The sequence below is a fragment of the Pseudomonas sp. 2FG genome, from assembly GCF_005502935.1.
Taxonomy (GTDB): Bacteria; Pseudomonadota; Gammaproteobacteria; order Pseudomonadales; family Pseudomonadaceae; genus Aquipseudomonas.
The window spans coordinates 219,524-239,687 of sequence record NZ_SCMP01000004.1 but is presented as its reverse complement, the minus strand read 5'-3'; the positions used below and the strand labels follow the sequence as shown (position 1 = coordinate 239,687).

Here is a 20,164-nt window from a genome sequence, read left to right as displayed (position 1 = left end):
AAAGAACGGGGCCCATATGGCCCCGTTGTCGCTTATATGCCTCGGCAACTTCCCCACATCACTCCCAGCGGAGCACTACCCGCGCGAATTCCAGCGGAAGTCAGAGTGAGATCACCTTGGCCGGCCAAGAGACTGCCAGCTATAGGGTTAGCTTTTACGGTGTAGGTGCTGGCAGTGGCTTGATCAATAGTCAGGTTGAATTGTGGCGTGCCCTCGATCGGGCTTTGGGTGGCGAATATTGCAGGTGCGCCAGTATCGGCCTGGCCTGCCGCAGCCTGTAAATAATCGCCCCGCTGGGCTCTATAACGCTCCATCGCATTGGCCAGACCTGTGAGGGCGCCCTTGGCGTCCTCACAGGCGGTGCGCCGCACATAGCCCTGGTAGCTGGGAATAGCTATGGCGGCGAGGATGCCGACCACCACCATGGTGATCATCAGTTCGATCAGGGTAAAGCCTTGGCTCTGTCGTGGCATGGGTATTAGCTCTCGTCAATCCAGTAGGATGATCCGGGGGGAACTGAGCTCTCTTCAGTGCACTTGGTGCCGGTGCACACAACGGGTTTTTTTGATTGGCCAGAGCCGGCATCCGGGAAAAGTACGATGGGTTCAGGCGGGATGCCGCCAGTTTTCAGCAGGCTGAAACGTGAACCCGGGGTACCGTCAGCGTTCTGTGCAGCTGGAGTGGCATCGTAGAGGTTGACCGCGTAAGCGCGGCCGATGCCTAGAACGGCCTGGCAGGAGTTGCTGGCGGCGGTCGGCTCATAGGTGTTGAAGAACAGCTTGCCGGAAAAGGTGATGGCGTCCGACAGAACCTTTTCACCATCATCATTCAGACGGATATACCAACCGCCCGGTGAGCTGGCGAACGCACTGGCCGCAGCTGCTTTCTCCGCAGCACTGCCACCTTGGATCAAATTGTTGGTGGCGTCATACAGATTGCTTTCCGTCAAGATCGTATGGGCGGCATTGCTGTAGAGGATAGGCGTGCGGAAGGAATAAAAGCGATCCTCAGTGCCGGTATCCAGTGGGTGGCCGCGATAGCCGGAGCCGACGCTGACCGCCAGGGTCTTGCTTCCGGCAACGGTCAGCAGGGCAACGCTGGGTTCGTTGTAGAAACGCCGGAGTTTGGACTCCAGCTGGGCTGGGGTCTCGCTACCGGTATCGGCCGGAATGACGCTGGCAAACACGCCGTCAGCAGTGCTGCCGGATCCGCTGTCCAGAGGGCTGACCAGGCTGCTGGCGGCATTGCCGTTGTTGATGAAGAAGCGCCAGACCTGACCGCCCATGTCGGTCGCGAAGAACTGGTCGGCGAGGCCGTCGCGGTCGATATCGATGACCCGCAGGCTGCTCGGCATGCTGTAGAGCATCTTGTTTAGTTGCTGGGTATGGCCGCTGGCGCTACTGGCGGACCAGATCAAGGCGCCGGTTTTGGCGTTAACTATATAGATGGCATTGCCCATGACATCGGCAGTGCGGGCGTTGACGTCGTCCTGATTGTCGTCATAACCACCGGTGAACATCAGAACAGGCGTCTCTGTGCCGTTGACGTCAATCTTGGTAACCACCGGCGTCGACCAGGTCTGACCCAGGCGCGAGAAGCCGGCGCTGCTGCTGTCCTTGAACCAGAGCATTTTCGGGTTGTCGCGGTTGGTGACATCCAGGGCATAGAGGCTGCGTCCGCCGCGGCCCATGGTGGCATAGGCGTAGACAAACTCCCCGCTGTTCAGACCACTCAGGCTGGCTGGCGGCGAACTGGTGGAACTGGGGTCGCGGCCGCCGTAGATCACGCCGTTCCGGTTGGCATCGTTGACCCAGACGGCAACGGTGTTGTCCATGCCGTACTTGCGTGGAGCCAGTGAGGTCGAGCGGGCATTGGCCTTCAGGTCCTTGATGTTGCTGAGCAGCTCTTGTGGCATAAACGCCAGCTGTTCGGCCCCGGTGTTGGTGTCGAAGGCATGCACGAAGCCCTCGTTGGTGCCGACAAAGGCGCTCTGGTCTTCAGTCTTGCACTGGGTCAGGCTGCTGTCGGTGAATTCTGTGCACTCATAGGTGACCAGTCGTGGAATCGAATGCAGTGGGTCGCCGACAGCCTTGCGGGCACTGCCATCGGTATTCAGGCCGCGAATCCAGTTGATCAGCTCGGTGCGCTCGGTCGCATCGGCAGCCCCCAAGAGGCCGGTGGTGATGGCTGCGTTGGCATCTTCCAGGCGATTTGTGGCGCTGTTGAGATTGGCCGGGGTGGCGGGTGAGGTGCCGATATAGGTGAAGGCCTTGCGGCTGGCGGCAGCGGGTAGCTGGCTGGCAACACCACCGAGCGCCGTGTTGTTGCCATCAGCTGGGTTGCTCCAGAAACTGCGGGCGCTGCTCTTGAAGAAACCGGTGGTCGAGTCGACGGCGCCGACATTGTCGGCATCGAGGATGATGTCACCTGAGCCGCTGTTGAGGGCATAGCGCTTCAGATTACCGACCCAGCGGTTGGTTTCCGAGGGTTTGAACAGGGCGAAGTACACCTCGTTCTTGTTGCTCCGGCGGTTGAACTGGTTTACGGCGGCGCCAGGGCTGACGAAGGTGGTGTCGGTGCTCAGCACATTCTGCAGGATCTGGCTGAAGGCCTGGCTCAGCTCGCTGGCGTTGTCGGCGGTATAGGCGGAGCCTTCACCGTTGGCGGCGAGGTCGTCGAGGAAGGTCTGCGGTGCTGTGTTGGGTGCCAGTGCGCCCAGGGCGAAGCCGATGGTGTGGGTGGTGATGAAGTTGTCGCCATCGAAGCCGGACTGGTCGGTGTCGCCCAGCCAGGTAGCCAGGGTTCTGCCGCACTGCTCGCTAGTGGCGCTCGCATCGCCTGTGCAGCTGCCTGCCCAGGTGCCAATACCGCTCTGCGATGCGCTGGAAGAGCCATTTGCCTGGCCATCGGTCAGCAGCACCACGTGGGTGGTCTGGCAGGCGCTGATGATGGGGCTGGCATACCCGCTGCGCTCGCCGCGCAGGTACTGCGCGGTCTCGTAGTAGGTGGGCACTATGGGGGTGACGCCGCTGGCGTTCATGGACTGCACCAGGGCATTGAGATGCTGGCGTACGGTATAGGTACTGCTGGCCAGGCCGCCGCTGGCGATCTTGATGCGCAGCTTGACGGATTGAGCCGGGTTGGTCTCGTAAGCTTGGGCAAGCAGGCTGCTGGCACTGCCCTGGCGCAAGGACACCAGCAGGGCGTTACCAGGCGCCCAGCCGGCACGATTGATGACGCTTTGCAGGCCTGTTTTGATGCCGCTCTGGCTGCAGGTGAAGGGCGTGCCGGCAACCCAGTTGTTGATGGTGCAATAATTGTCGGCAGTATCCGAGCGGTTACTTATGTTGTTAGATGTAGCGGTCATGGGGACGGAGTTGTCTGTGTTCTCGAAGCGCACGTTCGAGTTGACAGTCGGGTTGGCAATGGTGTTTGCGGGTGTCAGTATGACCTGGGCATCTAGAATGGTTGCGCCCTGTCTGATGGGGACGCCCTCGTAGCGCGCGGCAAAGCTGGTTGTAGTCACCGGCAGAGTGTTAGCGCCAAGGCTCATGTTGCCGTTGCTGTCCTCGTAGGCGTCATTTTTCGGGTCAATGACGCTGGCCTCGATGATCGGGTTCAGGCAGCCACCGGAGCCACCCGTGTAGGTAACAGTCAGGGTCGGTTGCAAGCCTGGCGCGCCATCGATGCTGTGTGCGGTGCGTGAGCCGCTACCAGATGTGGGGTCCAGATAGAAGGCCATGGAGTTATTGCCGCACCAGCCGGCCAGATTGACTACTTCCTGCACTTGGGCTTTGACATCTGGACCCTGCACATGCTCGGGGGGGGAGTCATTGATCCAGGCGGGAGCATCCCAGCCAGTTACAGCAGTGGTCTTGACTCGCGCCGTCATGTTGGTGCTGTTAGTAAAAGTTGCCGCATCGGCAACTTTTTCAGCCTGAACGTCGAAACGGATCGGGTCGCTATTGCTGGCTGCCGGGGCGAAGGATAGATAAGCAGACTGGACTGTGGCGCCTTGCGGAATGCCGACATTCTGGAAGCGCAGGCCACCGGTACGTGACTCGATCTGAGTGCTTGGTTGCTGGTAGTTGACCACGATGCGGGGCATGAGCGAGCTGGTGGCACCTTGGGCATTGAAGATGTAGTCACGAGTGCTCGAGGTGGCACGGAAGCTGAGCAGAAGATCCCCGATCGGGTTTGCATCGTCATTTTGAAGATCAAGCAGCATGCTGGTGATATCAACTCGCGCGGGTGCCCCATTCGTCCAACTGCTGGCAGTTGCCGAGCCAGTGATGAAGTTGCGGGGATTGCCAGCGGGGCTCAATAGGCCGCTGTCATCCAGGGCGGCCGGAGTTTTCGAGCGCTCGATGCGGATATTGAGGGTTGGTTTGTTGCTGTTTTGGCTGTTGGTCGGCACCAACTCCAGGTACGCACTGGTGATGGTGTAGTTGGCTGGCTGGCTGAGGCCACGGAAGTGAAACAGTGAGGTCTTTCCTGCGCTACTGTTGCGCAGGTTGCTTGTGGTGATCACACCGGTTGGACAGTTGACGCTCGGTCTCCCTGCCGGAGGCGTGAGCGTTGCTGGGTTGTTGGCGCAGGCATAACCGGTGCTGGTGAGAAAGTACGAGCCATCATTCCGCAGGGTATTGGTGTTGGTGGTGCCGACCAGAATGGGAGTGGAAATATTTCCCATCACTAAGCTGGTGTCGCCGATTACAGCGGTACTGACCAAAGAACTCTGGGTGGCGTCATCGCCACTGACCAGAATCTGCGGGGTGCTGGCAACCTGCTGCACCGAACTGGGTAGCGGGGCGTCGATATTGCTGACCGGGTAGACCATGCGGGTGTTGTTGTAGGCACTGCGTTCGTTCAGCACCATGATCCCGGCGTTGATGGCGCCGGCATTGTTGATGATGGTGGAGAAGGACTCCTTGAGGATCTGCATTCGCGACTTTTCGCTGCCGGAGGGGCTGCTGTTGCTGTCGGTACGCCAGGCCATGGAGCCGGAGTTGTCGAGGATGAACAGCACATTGGGGCGGACGCTGTCGTCGATCGCCGGGCCGCCGAAGAAGATTTCGGTATCGTCGGCATAGCTATTCGCTGCACTGAGAATCAACAAGCTGGAAAGCGTGCTGAGGGCCAAGCGGTGGAGTTTGTTCTGGCGGATTTTCATGGCTGTTCCCTCAGTCTGCCTTAGCAGTCTCAGTTGAATCCAAGGCAGCGATAGCCCTGGCGGTGCAATGCGTTGGTATTTGCTTCAATGGTGCCCGCCGTGGTCGCGGTCGCGTCCAGGGTGGCGGTGCTGGACATGTCATAGCGCCCGGTGATGGGCGTGCCCGGGTTGACGGTTAGGTCGCCTGTCTCCGTGTAAACGATCCTAACTGATGCACGAGTGGTGCGGCCGCTGGCGTAAGTGACCGGCTGAATGTAAGTGTGCAACAGAATGTCAGTGTCCGACTCGGCGTCGTAGGTTCGCTTGAGGGGGGAGTAGTCACAGGTGCTCATTGGGCTCGTTGCAGTGGTGTCTATCGAGGCCAGGCCACTCTCGGCTGTCTGGAAGGCGATATTGTTTTCCTGAGCGTTGAAGGCCATACGCTCTTGCAGCGATGAGGTGGTGGAGGCCGAGATGGCCAGCACGGTCAGCAGCAGCAAGAGAATCAAACTGACGACCAAAACGACACCGCGCTGATTTCGGGCAAGAGGCTTCATAGTCAATCTATGCTCCGGTTTCTCATGTCGATGGTGGTATTGAATACGCGGCGCAGCCGCTGATTGTTGGCGGCCGCGAGTTGGGTGTTCGCTCCAATGTTGGCGATATTGAAGACCTGGTTGCTGATGCCGCTGGCGGCATTCTCTGGGCTGGCGATCACCAGGCTGATCTGCACCTGGCTGATCTGGCCGCGCAGGTCGTCGTCCAGGCCGTCGGCATTGACCCAGCGGGTTTGCCCTGCGTCGTTAATTCCGTACAGCACTTGGAAGTTGTCGACGTTGGCGATCAGTTCTGCGCCATTTTTACGCAGGGCTCCATTGCTGACGTCATAGGTCACTTGGCCAAGACGGACTATTTGCGCGCCCTCCACGCGGAAGTCTCCGACAGCATTAAGGGGGGCACCGTTTTTGTCTTTGATCTGAGTGAGGCGGTACTGGAAACCCAGCTTGTCACGCTTAATGGGTTTGCTGGATACATCGTTCGCACTGGATGCGGAAACCGTCGCGCTAAACACATAGACCTTTTCGCAGTCGGTCAAGACAAACTCTTGGCCTACGCCGTTGCCAATCCGCAAGTTTGCATCCCTGGTAACCAGGATGGCGGTCGAGCCGGAAATGTCCTTGAGTTCGGCCGGGACGGCTGAACCGTGCACAACTGTGAGTTTATCGCTGGCGGTGCCTGGGCCTTCATCGGTGTCAATGTCCTGTACGCCGATAGCATCGGCCGGGAAATTCCGGGTAGGGGTGTGACCTTCGGGATATAGATCCTCTGGCTCCAGGGGAGTGGGGCTCGCGCAGCCGATATAGCCGGTACGGCGCAGGTCCTGTTTGAGTATTTCCAGCGCTACCCGACCGCTTTCCTGCAAGCGGGCAAGTGCGGTATTGGCCTTGTCGCTGGCGCTGGTGTTGCTGAACATTTGCAGGACGCCCAAGAGCAGCAGCGAACTGAGCAGGATGGCCACCATCAGCTCGATCAGGGACAGGCCCTGCTGTGTTGTCTGGAGCGGTGTTTGCCGGTGCTTCATAGATCGACCCTTAAAACGAAGGAGCACTGGGGCGTGCCGTTGACCGGGTTGCAGATGCCGGCGGCGCTGTCTTCCTGCCAACTGATGGTGATGGTGTATTGGTTACCGTTGCGCGCCACGGTGCCCTCGACGCCGGCCTGGGCCAGTTGATCCAGCCATTCGCGCACATCCAATGTCGCGAGATTGGCTGCGGAGCAGCCGTTGGCCTTGCACCCTGGGTCGTTCGGGTCGGTGGTGGAGGTAATCACGTAGCTGTTGCCAGAAGTGGCCAAATCCCGATTGAGTCGCATGCGTTCGGCTATGTCGTAGGCCAGCCAATTGGCCTGGCTGCGCTGATAGGCGCTCTGGTTGGACTTCATGCTGGTCAGCATCAGGCTGGCCATGCCGAGCAGGCCGATGGCTAGTACCAACAGGGCGACCAGGACTTCGATCAGGCTGAAGCCGTGTTCTCGGGTGGAGGCTCTTATGGACATGCCTGATCTCCAGCTTGGAAGGTGCGGCTGCTGGCCTGGCCCGCAGCGTTGACGCTAATCCTTCTTGAGTCGGCATCGCCTCGTTCGTCGCAGACTCGCAGGGTTCCTCCGGCCGCGCTGGTACCGTCCGTTTCATAGACGATCGCGACGGCTCCGCGGGTGCTGGGGTCAGCGCTGGCCGGCATGACACGGATGACGGTGCCGTCATTGCCTCGTGCAAGGCCCCCGTCACTCCAATTAGGGCTGTTGCAAGTGCTCTGATCGCTACTGGGGCAGACAGTGACTTGTTGTCGTTGAGTCACCGCTTCGCTGCGGGCCAATTGCAGTAGGCCCAGCAGACCGTTGGTCTGGGTGGTGATGCGGTTATTCAGGATCAGTATGCGAAAGCTTGGAACGGCAATGCTCGCCAGGATCGCCACTATGGCGATGACGACCATCAGTTCGATCAGGGTAAATCCATTGCGCGAGTGCATTGCTTTTTATCCGGTAAGGCCCAATTGAACCCTACCGTATGAGTGGGCAAATACCAGCAATGGCAGGATAAACGAGCCGATAGCGCGACGAGCTGTCGCTCAGCTGCAGCGGGCACCGGCCACGGGTGCTCGAGTTCTCACTCGGCCTGTTAGATTGATCACAATTTGCTGGAGCGGGGCTCCGTCTCGGCAGAGGGTGAACGTGCCATTAAGCGCGCGGGTGGTGCCATCGGCTTCGAGCAGCAGGTAAGGGCTACTTCTCGACCAGTGCCAAGCATAACCCTCGGGTAGTTGCTCCTGGCGTAGCTGAGCTTCACCTGAGTCGAGTTGGCCATTGCGGTTGAGATCATCGAAGACCAACAAGTGGCCCTGCCAAAGAGCCTCAGAGTCACAGCTTGTGTCTCCAGCGCAGATTCCGATTGTCTTACGACTCATGACCGCCGAGCCGCGGGCATAATGCAGGGTTCCCAATAGCTGGTTGACGGTCTGGGTCTGTTGGTTGCGTTGCAGGATTGAAGAGAATGAGGGAAGTGCCAAGCTGAGCATAATGCCGCCGATCAATAGACAGGCCATCAGCTCGACCAGGGTTTGGCCGTGCATCGTTTTCATGATTCCAGCATCCTTGCCAGAGTTGTGATCAATCAGTCGTGAAGCAGTGTAGAGCGGATTCTTCGGATGCCAAGTTGTGAAGAGAAACGAGTGATAGTGATTGGGGGCGGGGTTGTAGGGCTGTTGAGCGCTTACGGTCTGGCCGTCGGTGGTGTGTCGGTCAGGTTGTTGGAGCGTCAGACCGCAGGCCGCGAGGCCTCCTGGGCTGGCGGTGGCATCGTTTCGCCGCTTTATCCCTGGCGCTACAGCCCGGCGGTGACGGCGCTGGCGCATTGGTCGCAGGATTTCTATCCGCGCTTAGGCGAGCAGTTGCTGGCCGAGACCGGGATTGATCCCGAGGTACATGTCACCGGCCTGTACTGGCTGGATCTGGATGACGAGGCCGAGGCGCTGGCCTGGGCCGTACGAGAGGGCCGGCCGCTACATTCGGTGGATCTCGACTCGGTGCACGAGGCGGTGCCGCCGCTGGGGCCGGGGTTCTCCCGGGCACTGCATATGCCGGGGGTGGCCAATGTGCGCAACCCGCGCTTGACCAGGGCGTTGCGCTCGGCGTTGTTGCGCATGCCGAACGTAACCCTGCACGAGCAGTGTGCGGTTAGCGGCTTTATTCGTGAGGGTGAGCGTATCTGTGGTGTGCATACCGCTGACGGGGATATTCATGCGGATCGGGTGGTGGTCGCAGCTGGGGCCTGGAGTGGTGAGCTGCTGGCCGGTCTCGGTATCGAGTTACCGGTCGAGCCGGTGAAGGGGCAGATGATCCTCTACAAGTGCGCCGAGGATTTTTTGCCGAGCATGGTACTGGCCAAAGGGCGTTATGCCATTCCGCGCAAGGATGGACATATCCTGATCGGCAGCACCTTGGAGCATGCCGGCTTCGACAAGACACCCACCGAGGATGCATTGGCCAGCCTCAAGGCGTCGGCGGTCGAGCTGCTGCCAGCCTTGGCTGAGGCCGAGGTGGTGGGGCATTGGGCCGGTTTGCGCCCTGGCTCGCCGGAGGGTGTTCCCTTTATCGGGCCGGTGCCGGGTTTCGAGGGGCTCTGGTTGAACTGCGGGCATTATCGCAATGGTTTGGTCTTGGCCCCGGCATCCTGCCAGTTGTTGGCGGACTTGATGCTGGGGCGCGAGCCGATTGTCGATCCCGCGCCCTATGCGCCGGCTGGGCGCTTGGGCTAACAGCCGCTGAAGAGCTTCGCGAGCAAGCTGGCTCCTACGGATACAGGCCTCAATCCACGCCCAGCTTCTTCAGCCGGTAGCGTAGCGAGCGGAACGTCAGGCCCAGGCGTTGCGCTGCTGCCGTGCGGTTCCAGCGGGTCTCTTCCAGGGCCTGCATGATCAGCTTGCGTTCGAGGCTTTCCAGATAGTCTTCGAGGTTGTCGATTTGCGCCAGGCTGGCATCACCGGCCTCTATGGGGCCGGTGGTGTCCGCCAGGCGCAGATCGCTGGCCTGGATCTGGTCATCTTCGCAGAGGGTGTAGGCACGCTCCAGCATGTTCTCGAGCTCGCGGACGTTACCGGGGAAGCGGTAGTTCTTCAGCTTCTCCAAGGCATCGGTGCAGAGCTTGGCGGCGGCCAGGCCGGTGCCTTCGGCCAGGCGCTTGAGCATGGCTTCGGTCAACTGGGCGATATCCTCGCGGCGCTCGCGCAGTGGCGGTACGCGCAACTCGATCACGTTCAGGCGGTAGTAGAGATCCTGGCGGAAGCGTCCGGCGGCGACTTCGGCGGCGAGATCCTTGTGGGTGGCGCAGAGAATGCGTACGTCCACCACCAGCTCTTGTTGGCCGCCGACTGCGCGCACGGCCTTCTCCTGAATGGCGCGCAGCAACTTGACCTGCATCGGCAGCGGCAGATCGGCGACTTCGTCGAGGAACAGGGTGCCGCCATTGGCGGCTTGGAACAGCCCTTGTTTGTCCTCGATGGCGCCGGTGAAGCTGCCTTTCTTGTGGCCGAAGAACTCGCTTTCCATCAGCTCCGAGGGGATCGCGCCGCAGTTCACCGGCACGAACGGTTGCTCGATGCGTGGCCCCTGTTCGTGGATCAGGCGGGCGACCAGCTCCTTGCCGCTACCGGACTCGCCGCTGATATAGACCGGTGCCTGGCTGCGGGCGAGTTTGCTGATCTGTTTGCGCAGGACGCGCATGGGCGGCGAGTCACCGAGCAGGCGGCTGTCTACCGGCAGTTCTTCGCCGGCCGGGGCGCGCAAGCGCAGGGCCGTGGCCACCAGTTCGCGCAGGCGGCCAAGGTCGACCGGCTTGGTCAGGAAGTCGAAAGCGCCGGCTTTGAGGGCGTTGATCGCGGTGTCCAGGCTGCCGTAGGCGGTGATCATCGCCACCGGCACCTGCGGATGACGCTGGAGGATATGTTGCACCAGCTCCAGGCCGGTGCCATCCGGCAGGCGCATGTCGGTCAGGCACAGGTCGAAGGGTTCGCGGGCCAGCCACTCGCGGGCTTCCTTGACGTTGCGTGCGCTACGGGTGTCGAGTTTCATCCGGCCCAGGGTGATTTCCAGGAGTTCGCGGATATCGGGCTCGTCGTCGACGATCAGGGCTCTCTGCCGTGCGGTCATGGTTAGCTCAGTTTGCGCGGGTGGGCGAAGGTGATGCGGAAGCAGCTGCCGCCGACTTCACGGGTTTTGTAGTCGAGGCGGGCCTGGTTGCTTTCGCACAGCTCGCGGGAAATATACAGGCCCAGTCCGGTGCCTTTGGTTTCTGTGGTGTAGAAGGGCTCGAAGATATGTTGCAGCTGCTCGGGCGGCACGCCGAGGCCATTATCCAGCACCTCGAGCACGGGCAGGTCGCTGGCTTCGTCGCGAAATAGCTTGAGCCAGACCTGGCCCTGTCTGTGCTGGAGCGCACTGTAACGCAAGCCGTTCTGTACCAGGTTAGTCAGGATCTGGGTCAGTTGATGCGGATCCATGCGGGTCTGGATGGTGCTGCCGGTGGTTTCCAGATGCAGGAGCTGATTCACGGTGGTGGAGCTGCGAAATTCGCTGGCAAAACGGTGCAGCCAGTATTTTAAGTCCAGCAGTTGGGGCTCGGCTTGGCGGCGGCGCGAGAGCTGGAGGACGTTCTCGATGACCAGATTCATGCGTCGCGAATGATCCTGGATGATCTGCGCCAGTCGCTGGTCTGGGCCTTCCAGGGCTTCGGACTCTTGTAACAGTTGCGCGGCGTGGCTGATGGCGCCGAGTGGGTTGCGGATCTCGTGGGCGATGCCGGCAGTCAGGCGGCCGAGCGAGGCGAGCTTGAGCTGTTGCGCTTGTTGGGCGATTTGCGAGATGTCATCGAGAAACACCAGGGTGTGGCGTTGCTCGCCGCGCTGCAGGGTGACGAAGCTGGGTTGCAAGACTGGGCCGTCGGGGGTCGCTTGCAGGCTTGCGGGGCGCAGGGTCGGGTTATGCCGCCACTGTTGCAGGCGTTTAACCAGTTCAGGGCAGAGCGGGTCGAGAACTTGCCCGGCCAGTTCGTCGCGCCCCAACAGGCTTAGCGCGCCCTGGTTGGCTAGCAGCACGCGATGCTGGGCATCCAGTACCAGGATGCCGGTGCGCATGCGTTGCAGAATCTGCGCGTTGAGTGCTTCCAGATTGGCGACATCGGCGGCGCGCTGTTCGGCCAGGCTTTCGCTGACGTGCAGGCGGCGGGTCAACCCCTGAACAAAGAGTGCGGCGGCAAAGCACAGCGCGCCAAGCGCGCCCGCTTGCAGATATTGAGCGACGGCGGCCGGATTGTGCAGGCTGAGATAGAAGGTCAGATAGATCAGGCCAATGGCCGCGACTGCGGCGATCAGCAGACCGATCCGCCCGCGCAGCAAGATGTTGGCGATGGCGACCGCAACGATCAGCAGGTTGCCAATCCCGCTGGGCGTACCGCCAGCCGCGTAGAACAGCCCGGAGAGCAGGATGACATCGACCAGGGCCAGGCTGAAGACTTGCAGCAGGTGTTGGGGCCGGCGCACCAGCAGCGCGAACAGGCTATTCAGGCCCAGATAGAGCCAGCTGCCATAGCGGAACAGCCGCTCATTGGCCAGATCGAGCAACTGGTCGTCGAGGTTGCTGGAAATCAGCAATACCAGAGCCAGACCAATGGCCAGTCGGTAGAGGTGATAGAGCCGCAGAATCCGTAGGCCCTGCTGGCCGCTCAGTGCCAGTGTTTCAACGCTCACCGTGCTTGGTACCTTGCTCGAGGTGGGCCTGGCTGCAGAACCACTGCTGGTTCTGCTGGAGGGCGTGCTCGCGCGGCACATGCACGCCGCAATGGGCACAGCGAACCATGGGTGTAGCCTCATCCGCTTTCGGTCTGGGGCGGGCGGGGCGATTGAAGCGGCGCCATAGCCAGAAGGCGACAGAGATCAATGCGATCCAGAACAGCAGGCGGCCCATAATGTGCTCTTCTTTTATAGAGGCTGGCAGTTTAGCCAAGGACGCCGCGCCAGCACAGTCGTCAAGTCGCATGCCGTGCGTTGTTTCCGCTAGGGCCGATGCGGGAGAATGGCAAATCTGTAGCGTGCACTTGTCCAAGGGATGAGGGGTGCGTGCAACTTTATCTGTGGAGGCGGTGATGAGCCAAACCCTGCGGGTCGTAATGGCCCAGCTGAATCTGCGTGTTGGTGATGTACACGGCAATGTTGAGCGCATCATCGAGGCCGCCTGTAGCGCCCGCGATCAGTGGCAAGCGGATGTCATCGTGTTTCCGGAATTGGCCCTGTGCGGCTATCCGCCGGAAGACTTGCTGCTGCGCTCGAGCATGCAGCGGCGGATCGAGCAGGGTCTGCAGCGTCTGAAAGACGAGGTGCGCGGTATTTATCTGGTGGTCGGCTACCCCTGGCTGGACGGCGAGCAGCGCTACAACGCCTGCGCCGCGATCGCCGACGGCGAGTTGCTGGCGACTTACTACAAACAGAAGCTGCCGAATTATCGGGTGTTCGACGAGAAGCGCTATTTCGTCCCCGGTAACGAGGTCTGCGTGTTGGAGATCAAAGGCATTGCGCTGGCGCTGACCATCTGTGAGGACATTTGGTTCGCCGAACCGGTGGCGCAAGCGCGGGCTGCCGGCGCCAAGCTGATGCTCAGCCTGAATGCCTCACCCTTCCACCTGGATAAGCAGCGCGAGCGTGAGGAGGTGCTGGCCGAGCGGGTTGGCGAGGGCGGCATGCCGATCGTCTATGTCAACCAGGTTGGTGGTCAGGATGAGCTGGTGTTCGATGGCGGCAGCTGCGTCATGACTGCCGATGGGCGAGTCAGCCAGCGCGCGCCGGCCTTCAGTGAGGGGCTGTATCCGGTCGACCTGAGCTTCGATGGCGAGCAAGTGACGCCACGGCCGGCCAGTTGTGCGCCGCTGCCGGAACTCGAGGCCAGCGTCTATCAGGCGCTGGTCATGGGCGTGCGCGACTATGTGCAGAAGAACGGCTTCAAGGGCGTCATCCTCGGCTTGTCCGGCGGTATCGACTCGGCCTTGACCCTGGCGGTGGCGGTCGATGCCCTCGGGGCCGAGCGGGTCGAGGCGGTGATGATGCCCTATCGCTACACCGCGCAGATCAGCTTGGAGGACGCCGAAGCCGAAGCCAAGGCGCTGGCGGTGACTTATCGTGTGTTGCCGATAGCGCCGATGGTCGAGGCCTTTATGGGCACGCTGGCGCCGGTCTTCGAAGGGCTGGCGCGCGACACCACCGAGGAAAATCTCCAGGCCCGCTGCCGCGGCACCCTGCTGATGGCGATCTCCAACAAGAAGGGCTATCTGGTGCTGACCACCGGGAACAAGAGCGAGATGGCGGTGGGCTATGCGACCCTCTATGGCGACATGGCCGGCGGCTTCGATGTGCTCAAGGATGTGCCCAAGACCCTGGTGTTCCGCCTCTGCGAATACCGCAACAGGCTCGGCGCGGTGATCCCGCAGCGGGTGATCGACCGTCCGCCGTCGGCCGAGTTGGCGCCCGATCAGAAGGATGAGGACTCGCTACCGGCCTATCCGGTGCTGGACGAGATCTTGAAGCTGTATGTCGAGTACGACCTGTCGGCCAATGCCATCATCGCCGAGGGCTTCGACGAGGACACGGTCAAGCGGGTGCTGCGTTTGGTCGATCTGAACGAGTACAAGCGCCGGCAGGCGGCGGTGGGGGTGCGGGTGACTCAGCGCGGCTTCGGCCGCGACCGGCGTTATCCGATCACCTCGGGCTGGCGGCTGGGCGACTGAGGTTGGAACTGTTTTGTAGGCTGGGTTAGCCGTAGGCGTAACCCAACCTACGGATAAAGCAAAACAAAAGGGAGGCCGTTGGCCTCCCTTTTTTGTTATTCGGCTATCTCAATCGAAGAGGCCGAAGGTCATATAGCTGAACCAGGAGCGGTCGTCATTGTTGCCTTCCGCCTGGTGTTCTTCTTCCTGCGCCGCGCCCTGGTTTTCCGGTTGCAGCTCGTCCGGGATCTCTTCCTGGGCATCTTCGTACTGCTTGATCACGTCCTGGCTGGCGCGGGTTTCGCCCGGTGGTAGCGGGGCCTCGCTTTCGATCAGGCCGAGGGTGGCTCTGCTCAGCCAAGTGCGATTGTCGGCTTCCTCTTCCTGCGCTACGAACTGGCCGTCGACCAGGCTTGGGTGATCCGGGTAGTTCAGCTTCAGGGTTTCCAGGCTGGTCGCGGCGAGGTCGTTCAGGGCCAGGCGCTGGTAGGCCTCGGTCATGATCGCCAGGCCATCGCCGACGGCGGGAGTTTCCTGGAAGTTCTCGACCACATAGCGGCCACGGTTGGCGGCGGCGACATAGGCCTGACGTGTCAGGTAGTAGTGGCCAACGTGTATTTCGTAGGCGGCTAGCAGGTTGCGCAGGTAAATCATGCGCTGCTTGGCGTCTGGCGCGTAGCGGCTATTCGGGTAGCGGCTGGTGAGCTGGGCGAACTCGTTGAAGGAGTCACGCGCCGCGCCCGGATCACGCTTGGTCATGTCCAGCGGTAGAAAGCGCGCCAGCAGGCCACGATCCTGATCGAAGGCGGCCAGGCCTTTCAGGTAATAGGCGTAATCGGCGTTGGCGTGCTGCGGGTGCAGGCGGATAAAGCGCTCGGCGGCGGACTTGGCGGCCTCCGGCTCCATATTCTTGTAGTAGGCGTAGATCAGCTCCAGTTGCGCCTGCTCGGCATAGCGCCCGAACGGATAGCGCGATTCGAGCGCCTTCAGCTTGCTGACTGCGCTGGTGTAGCTTTTATTGTCCAGATCGGCCTGTGCCTGCTGGTACAGCTCGGACTCACTCAGGTTCTCATCGACTACATCATTGGAAGAGCAAGCGACGTTGAGTGCGAGAATGGCGATCAGCAGCAGGTGTTTCACTTGCATGGCGGCTTGCGTCCCTGTGACGGCTGGCTGTCTTGGGCAGAGCCGTCCTGTTATGATGGGCGCCCCGGTTCCCCCGGGACAAAGACGCCGTATTTAACCACAAGCGCGTAGCCGAAACCAAAGGCTACGCCGCGCCGTTACCGAGCATGCCTCCAATTATTAAACAAGCGATTCAACTGCGCGCCGAGGTGCCGTCCGAACTGGGCGGGCAACGTCTCGATCAAGTCGCCGCACAACTCTTCGCCGAGCACTCTCGTTCGCGCCTTTCCGCCTGGATCAAAGACGGCTGCCTGACGGTCGACGGTGCCGTGTTGCGCCCGCGGGATATCGTGCATGGCGGCAGCGTGCTGGAGCTGGAAGCCGAGCAGGAAGCCCAAGGTGAATGGATCGCCCAGGACATTGAGCTGGATATCGTCTACGAAGACGACCAGTTGCTGGTGCTGAACAAGCCGGCGGGCCTGGTCGTACACCCGGCGGCCGGGCATCAGGACGGTACGCTGCTGAATGCGCTGCTGCACCATATCCCCGAGCTGATCAACGTGCCGCGCGCCGGCATCGTCCATCGTTTGGACAAGGACACCACCGGTCTGATGGTCGTGGCGAAGACGCTGCAGGCGCAGACCAATCTGGTCGATCAGCTGCAGAAGCGTTCGGTCAGCCGGATCTACGAGTGCATCGTGATCGGGGTGATCACCGCGGGTGGCAAGATTGACGCGCCGATCGGGCGGCACGGTCAGCAGCGCCAGCGCATGGCGGTGATGGAGGGCGGCAAGCAAGCCATCAGTCATTACCGAGTGCTAGAGCGCTTCCGCTCGCACACCCACACCCGGGTCAAGCTGGAAACCGGGCGGACCCATCAGATTCGTGTGCACATGGCCCATGTGAACTTCCCCCTGGTCGGCGATCCAGCCTACGGCGGGCGTTTTCGCATTCCGCCGGCCGCGAGCCCGACCATGGTTCAGGCGCTCAAGGACTTCCCGCGCCAGGCCCTGCATGCACGCTTTCTGGAACTGGATCACCCGGTCACCGGTCAGCGCATGAAGTGGGAGTCGCCCTTGCCGGATGACTTCGTCTGGTTGCTGACGCTGCTGCGTCAGGATCGCGAAGCCTTTGTCGGCTGAGTGCTGCTGAATGAGCGCCTGGGCGAGTGACTGGCTGATGCCGGACTGGCCTGCGCCAGCTCGGGTTAAGGCCTGCGTCACCACGCGTGCGGGTGGTGTCAGCATCGCCCCTTTCGACACCTTCAACCTCGGCGAGCACGTCGAGGACGATCCCGTCGCCGTGGCAGAAAACCGTCAGCGTCTGGCTGCGCGACTGGGCTGCCAGCCCGCCTGGTTGCGTCAGGTGCATGGGATTAGCGTGGCGAAGGCCGATCCGCGTTTGGTCGCTGAAGCCGATGCCAGTTGGACGGCCACACCTGGCGTCGCCTGTACGGCAATGACTGCCGATTGTCTGCCGGTGCTATTTTGCGACCGAGCCGGCAGTCGTGTGGCGGCAGCGCATGCCGGCTGGCGTGGGTTGGTCGGCGGGGTGCTGGAGGCGACGCTGGATAGGTTGGCGCTGCCGGCCGAAGAGGTGTTGGTTTGGCTTGGCCCGGCGATTGGCCCGCAGGCCTTCGAAGTCGGCGCGGAAGTCCGTGAGGCTTTTGTCGCGGTTCATCCGCAAACCGCGGCGGCGTTCCTTCCGAGTCGGAATTCCGGGCGCTTTATGGCGGACATCTATGCCTTGGCGCGTCTGAGGCTGGCGGCGCGTGGCGTCACCGCGGTGTATGGCGGCGGCTTCTGTACCCACAGCGATCCGCGCTTCTATTCCTATCGGCGCAGCGCGCGCACCGGTCGTTTCGCCAGCCTGATCTGGCTGGCCGACTGATCTGGATCAACGCCGCCTGGCTTGAATCTCGCACAATCGTCCTCATCTAGACTGGTATCTCGGCAGGCTTTCGTCAGAGGCACGCTCATCGCGCCGGCCTGCTCTTAAAGGAAGGATGAAGCTATGCGAATTGACCGTTTAACCAGCAAGTTGCAACTGGCGCTGTCCGACGCCCAGTCCAGCGCGGTCGGCCTCGATCACGCGGCGATCGAGCCGCTGCACCTGATGCAGGCCTTGCTCGAGCAGCAAGGGGGGGCGATCAAGCCGCTGCTGATGCAGGTCGGCTTCGATGTGAACAGCCTGCGCCAGGCGCTGACCCAGTCGCTCGACCAACTGCCGAAAATCCAGAGCCCGACCGGTGATGTGAACCTGTCGCAGGACTTGGTCCGCCTGCTCAATCAGGCGGATCGCCTGTCGCAGCAGAAGGGCGATCAATTTATCTCCAGCGAGCTGGTGCTGCTCGCCGCGCTGGACGAGAACACCAAACTCGGCAAGCTGCTGCTCGGCCAGGGCGTGAGCAAGAAGGCTCTGGAGAACGCGGTCAACAACCTGCGCGGCGGCGATGCGGTGAATGATCCGAACGTCGAGGAAGCGCGCCAGGCCCTGGATAAATACACCGTCGATCTGACCAGGCGTGCCGAAGAGGGCAAGCTCGACCCGGTGATCGGCCGCGATGATGAAATTCGTCGGACCATTCAGGTGCTGCAGCGGCGGACCAAGAACAACCCGGTGTTGATCGGTGAGCCAGGCGTCGGCAAGACCGCGATCGCCGAGGGGCTGGCGCAACGCATCGTCAACGGTGAAGTGCCGGATGGTCTGAAAGACAAGCGTCTGCTCTCGCTCGACATGGGCGCGCTGATCGCCGGCGCCAAGTTCCGCGGTGAGTTCGAGGAGCGCCTGAAGGCGGTGCTCAATGAACTGTCCAAGCAGGAAGGGCGGATCATTCTGTTTATCGACGAGCTGCACACCATGGTCGGCGCGGGCAAGGCCGAGGGGGCGATGGACGCCGGCAACATGCTCAAGCCCTCGTTGGCGCGTGGCGAGTTGCACTGCGTCGGCGCCACCACGCTGGATGAGTACCGCCAGTTCATCGAAAAGGATGCGGCCCTGGAGCGGCGCTTCCAGAAGGTGCTGGTGGATGAGCCCAGCGAGGAGGACACCATCGCCATACTGCGCGGCCTCAAGGAGCGCTACGAGGTGCATCACCGGGTGGCGATTACCGACGGGGCGATCATCGCCGCGGCGAAGTTGAGCCACCGCTACATCACCGACCGCCAACTGCCGGACAAGGCCATCGACCTGATCGATGAGGCGGCCAGCCGGATTCGCATGGAGATCGACTCCAAGCCGGAAGTGCTGGACCGCTTGGAGCGCCGGCTGATTCAGCTGAAGGTCGAGCGTGAAGCGTTGAAGAAGGAAGACGATGAGGCGGCGCTCAAGCGCTTGGAAAAGCTGAAGGAAGACATCGCTCGGCTGGAGCGTGAGTATGCCGATCTGGAAGACATCTGGAAGTCGGAGAAGGCCGAAGTCCAGGGCACGGCGCAGATCCAGCAGAAGATCGAACAGGCGCGCCAGGAGCTAGAAACTGCCCGGCGCAAGAGCGACCTGGAGCGGATGGCTAAGTTGCAGTACAGCATCATCCCCGACCTCGAACGCAGCCTGCAGATGGTCGGTCAGCACGCTAAGGCGGAAAACCAGTTGCTGCGCAGCAAGGTCACCGAGGAGGAGGTCGCCGAGGTCGTCTCCAAATGGACCGGTATTCCGGTGTCGAAGATGCTCGAAGGTGAGCGCGACAAGCTGCTGAAAATGGAAGCCTTGCTGCATCAGCGGGTGATAGGTCAGAACGAAGCCGTGATCGCGGTGGCTAACGCCGTGCGCCGCTCGCGCGCCGGGCTGTCCGACCCGAATCGGCCGAGTGGTTCGTTCCTCTTCCTTGGCCCCACCGGAGTCGGTAAGACCGAGTTGTGCAAGGCGCTGGCCGAGTTCCTCTTCGATACCGAAGAGGCGCTGGTGCGGATCGACATGTCCGAGTTTATGGAGAAGCACTCGGTGGCGCGCTTGATCGGTGCGCCGCCGGGCTATGTGGGCTATGAGGAAGGTGGCTACCTGACCGAGGCGGTGCGCCGTAAGCCCTACTCCGTAGTGCTGCTGGATGAGGTGGAGAAGGCGCACCCGGATGTGTTCAACGTGCTCTTGCAGGTGCTGGAAGATGGCCGCCTGACCGACAGCCATGGGCGTACCGTGGATTTTCGCAACACGGTGATAGTGATGACCTCCAATCTGGGTTCGGTGCAGATTCAGGAGTTGGTCGGTGATCGTGAGGCGCAGCGTGCCGCAGTGATGGATGCGGTGAGTACGCATTTTCGCCCGGAGTTCGTCAATCGGATCGACGAGCTGGTGGTGTTCGAGCCACTGGCGCGGGAGCAGATCGCCGGTATTGCCGAGATCCAGCTGGGGCGCCTGCGTAAGCGCCTGGTTGAGCGCGAGCTGAATCTGCAGTTGAGTAGCGAGGCGCTGGATAAGCTGATCGCCATTGGCTACGACCCGGTGTATGGCGCGCGGCCGTTGAAGCGCGCGATCCAGCGCTGGATCGAGAACCCGCTGGCGCAGCTGATCCTGGCCGGCAGGTTCGCCCCTGGGGCGAGCGTTACGGGTACGGTTGAGGGTGACGAGATCGTCTTCGCCTAAGGCTG

Annotated in this window: 16 protein-coding genes; 5 read left to right on the top strand and 11 right to left on the bottom strand. The window is 61.5% G+C overall.

Features of this window, described 5'->3' with window-relative positions; translation table 11 throughout:
- Positions 1–32 precede the first annotated feature (32 nt).
- From FFS13_RS06235 to FFS13_RS06205, 7 genes are all read right to left on the bottom strand, one after another.
- Positions 33–473 carry a type IV pilin protein gene (locus tag FFS13_RS06235; RefSeq protein ID WP_137818237.1) on the bottom strand — a complete coding sequence of 147 codons (441 nt, stop codon included), beginning with the start codon at positions 471–473 and terminating at the stop codon, positions 33–35.
- A 5-nt stretch (positions 474–478) separates the two neighbouring features.
- Positions 479–5,173 (bottom strand): pilus assembly protein, encoded by a 4,695-nt coding sequence (locus tag FFS13_RS06230; RefSeq protein WP_137818236.1) that lies wholly within the window; start codon positions 5,171–5,173, stop codon positions 479–481.
- A 29-nt stretch (positions 5,174–5,202) separates the two neighbouring features.
- On the bottom strand, positions 5,203–5,709 hold the full coding sequence (locus FFS13_RS06225; RefSeq protein ID WP_137818235.1) for a PilX N-terminal domain-containing pilus assembly protein: 507 nt from the start codon (positions 5,707–5,709) through the stop codon (positions 5,203–5,205).
- Positions 5,710–5,711: 2 nt separating this feature from the next.
- Positions 5,712–6,734, bottom strand: a complete 1,023-nt coding sequence (locus FFS13_RS06220; RefSeq protein WP_137818234.1) for a PilW family protein — start codon at positions 6,732–6,734, stop codon at positions 5,712–5,714.
- The gene (gene pilV / locus FFS13_RS06215; protein ID WP_137818233.1) at positions 6,731–7,207 is read right to left on the bottom strand and encodes a type IV pilus modification protein PilV; all 477 of its coding nucleotides are present in this window, start codon (positions 7,205–7,207) and stop codon (positions 6,731–6,733) included. Before pilV ends, FFS13_RS06220 begins: the two co-directional genes overlap by 4 nt.
- Positions 7,198–7,680: a GspH/FimT family pseudopilin gene (locus FFS13_RS06210; RefSeq protein ID WP_137818232.1), complete on the bottom strand. Its 483-nt coding sequence runs from the start codon at positions 7,678–7,680 to the stop codon at positions 7,198–7,200. Before FFS13_RS06210 ends, pilV begins: the two co-directional genes overlap by 10 nt.
- A gap of 99 nt (positions 7,681–7,779) precedes the next feature.
- Positions 7,780–8,289 (bottom strand): GspH/FimT family pseudopilin, encoded by a 510-nt coding sequence (locus tag FFS13_RS06205; RefSeq protein WP_137818231.1) that lies wholly within the window; start codon positions 8,287–8,289, stop codon positions 7,780–7,782.
- A 66-nt stretch (positions 8,290–8,355) separates the two neighbouring features.
- Here FFS13_RS06205 and thiO point away from each other — a divergent pair, with 66 nt between their 5' ends.
- On the top strand, positions 8,356–9,465 hold the full coding sequence (gene thiO, locus FFS13_RS06200; RefSeq protein ID WP_137818230.1) for a glycine oxidase ThiO: 1,110 nt from the start codon (positions 8,356–8,358) through the stop codon (positions 9,463–9,465).
- A gap of 49 nt (positions 9,466–9,514) precedes the next feature.
- Here thiO and FFS13_RS06195 read toward each other — a convergent pair whose 3' ends face one another.
- From FFS13_RS06195 to FFS13_RS06185, 3 genes are read right to left on the bottom strand one after another with little or no spacing between them, the layout of a single operon-like run.
- Positions 9,515–10,855, bottom strand: a complete 1,341-nt coding sequence (locus tag FFS13_RS06195) for a sigma-54 dependent transcriptional regulator (protein WP_137818229.1) — start codon at positions 10,853–10,855, stop codon at positions 9,515–9,517.
- A gap of 2 nt (positions 10,856–10,857) precedes the next feature.
- Entirely contained in the window at positions 10,858–12,450 is a 1,593-nt protein-coding gene (locus FFS13_RS06190; protein WP_218568598.1) for a PAS domain-containing sensor histidine kinase, read from the bottom strand.
- The gene (locus FFS13_RS06185; RefSeq protein ID WP_137818227.1) at positions 12,440–12,667 is read right to left on the bottom strand and encodes a PP0621 family protein; all 228 of its coding nucleotides are present in this window, start codon (positions 12,665–12,667) and stop codon (positions 12,440–12,442) included. Before FFS13_RS06185 ends, FFS13_RS06190 begins: the two co-directional genes overlap by 11 nt.
- Positions 12,668–12,845: 178 nt before the next feature.
- On the opposite strand from FFS13_RS06185, the gene FFS13_RS06180 reads away from it, so the two are divergent.
- A complete protein-coding gene (locus FFS13_RS06180) occupies positions 12,846–14,477 on the top strand; it encodes an NAD+ synthase (protein ID WP_137818226.1) in 1,632 nt (543 codons plus the stop codon).
- Positions 14,478–14,585: 108 nt separating this feature from the next.
- On the opposite strand, the gene FFS13_RS06175 is transcribed toward FFS13_RS06180, so the two are convergent.
- A complete protein-coding gene (locus FFS13_RS06175) occupies positions 14,586–15,602 on the bottom strand; it encodes an outer membrane protein assembly factor BamD (RefSeq protein ID WP_137818225.1) in 1,017 nt (338 codons plus the stop codon).
- Between the two features lie 146 nt (positions 15,603–15,748).
- Between FFS13_RS06175 and rluD the strand changes: the two genes are divergently transcribed.
- The 3 genes from rluD (at position 15,749) to clpB (ending at position 20,159) form a co-directional block, all read left to right on the top strand.
- The gene (rluD, locus tag FFS13_RS06170; RefSeq protein ID WP_171006429.1) at positions 15,749–16,723 is read left to right on the top strand and encodes a 23S rRNA pseudouridine(1911/1915/1917) synthase RluD; all 975 of its coding nucleotides are present in this window, start codon (positions 15,749–15,751) and stop codon (positions 16,721–16,723) included.
- A gap of 10 nt (positions 16,724–16,733) precedes the next feature.
- The gene (gene pgeF, locus FFS13_RS06165) at positions 16,734–17,471 is read left to right on the top strand and encodes a peptidoglycan editing factor PgeF (protein ID WP_137818224.1); all 738 of its coding nucleotides are present in this window, start codon (positions 16,734–16,736) and stop codon (positions 17,469–17,471) included.
- 123 nt (positions 17,472–17,594) lie between these two features.
- Positions 17,595–20,159 (top strand): ATP-dependent chaperone ClpB, encoded by a 2,565-nt coding sequence (clpB, locus tag FFS13_RS06160; protein WP_137818223.1) that lies wholly within the window; start codon positions 17,595–17,597, stop codon positions 20,157–20,159.
- The last annotated feature ends 5 nt before the right edge of the window (positions 20,160–20,164 follow it).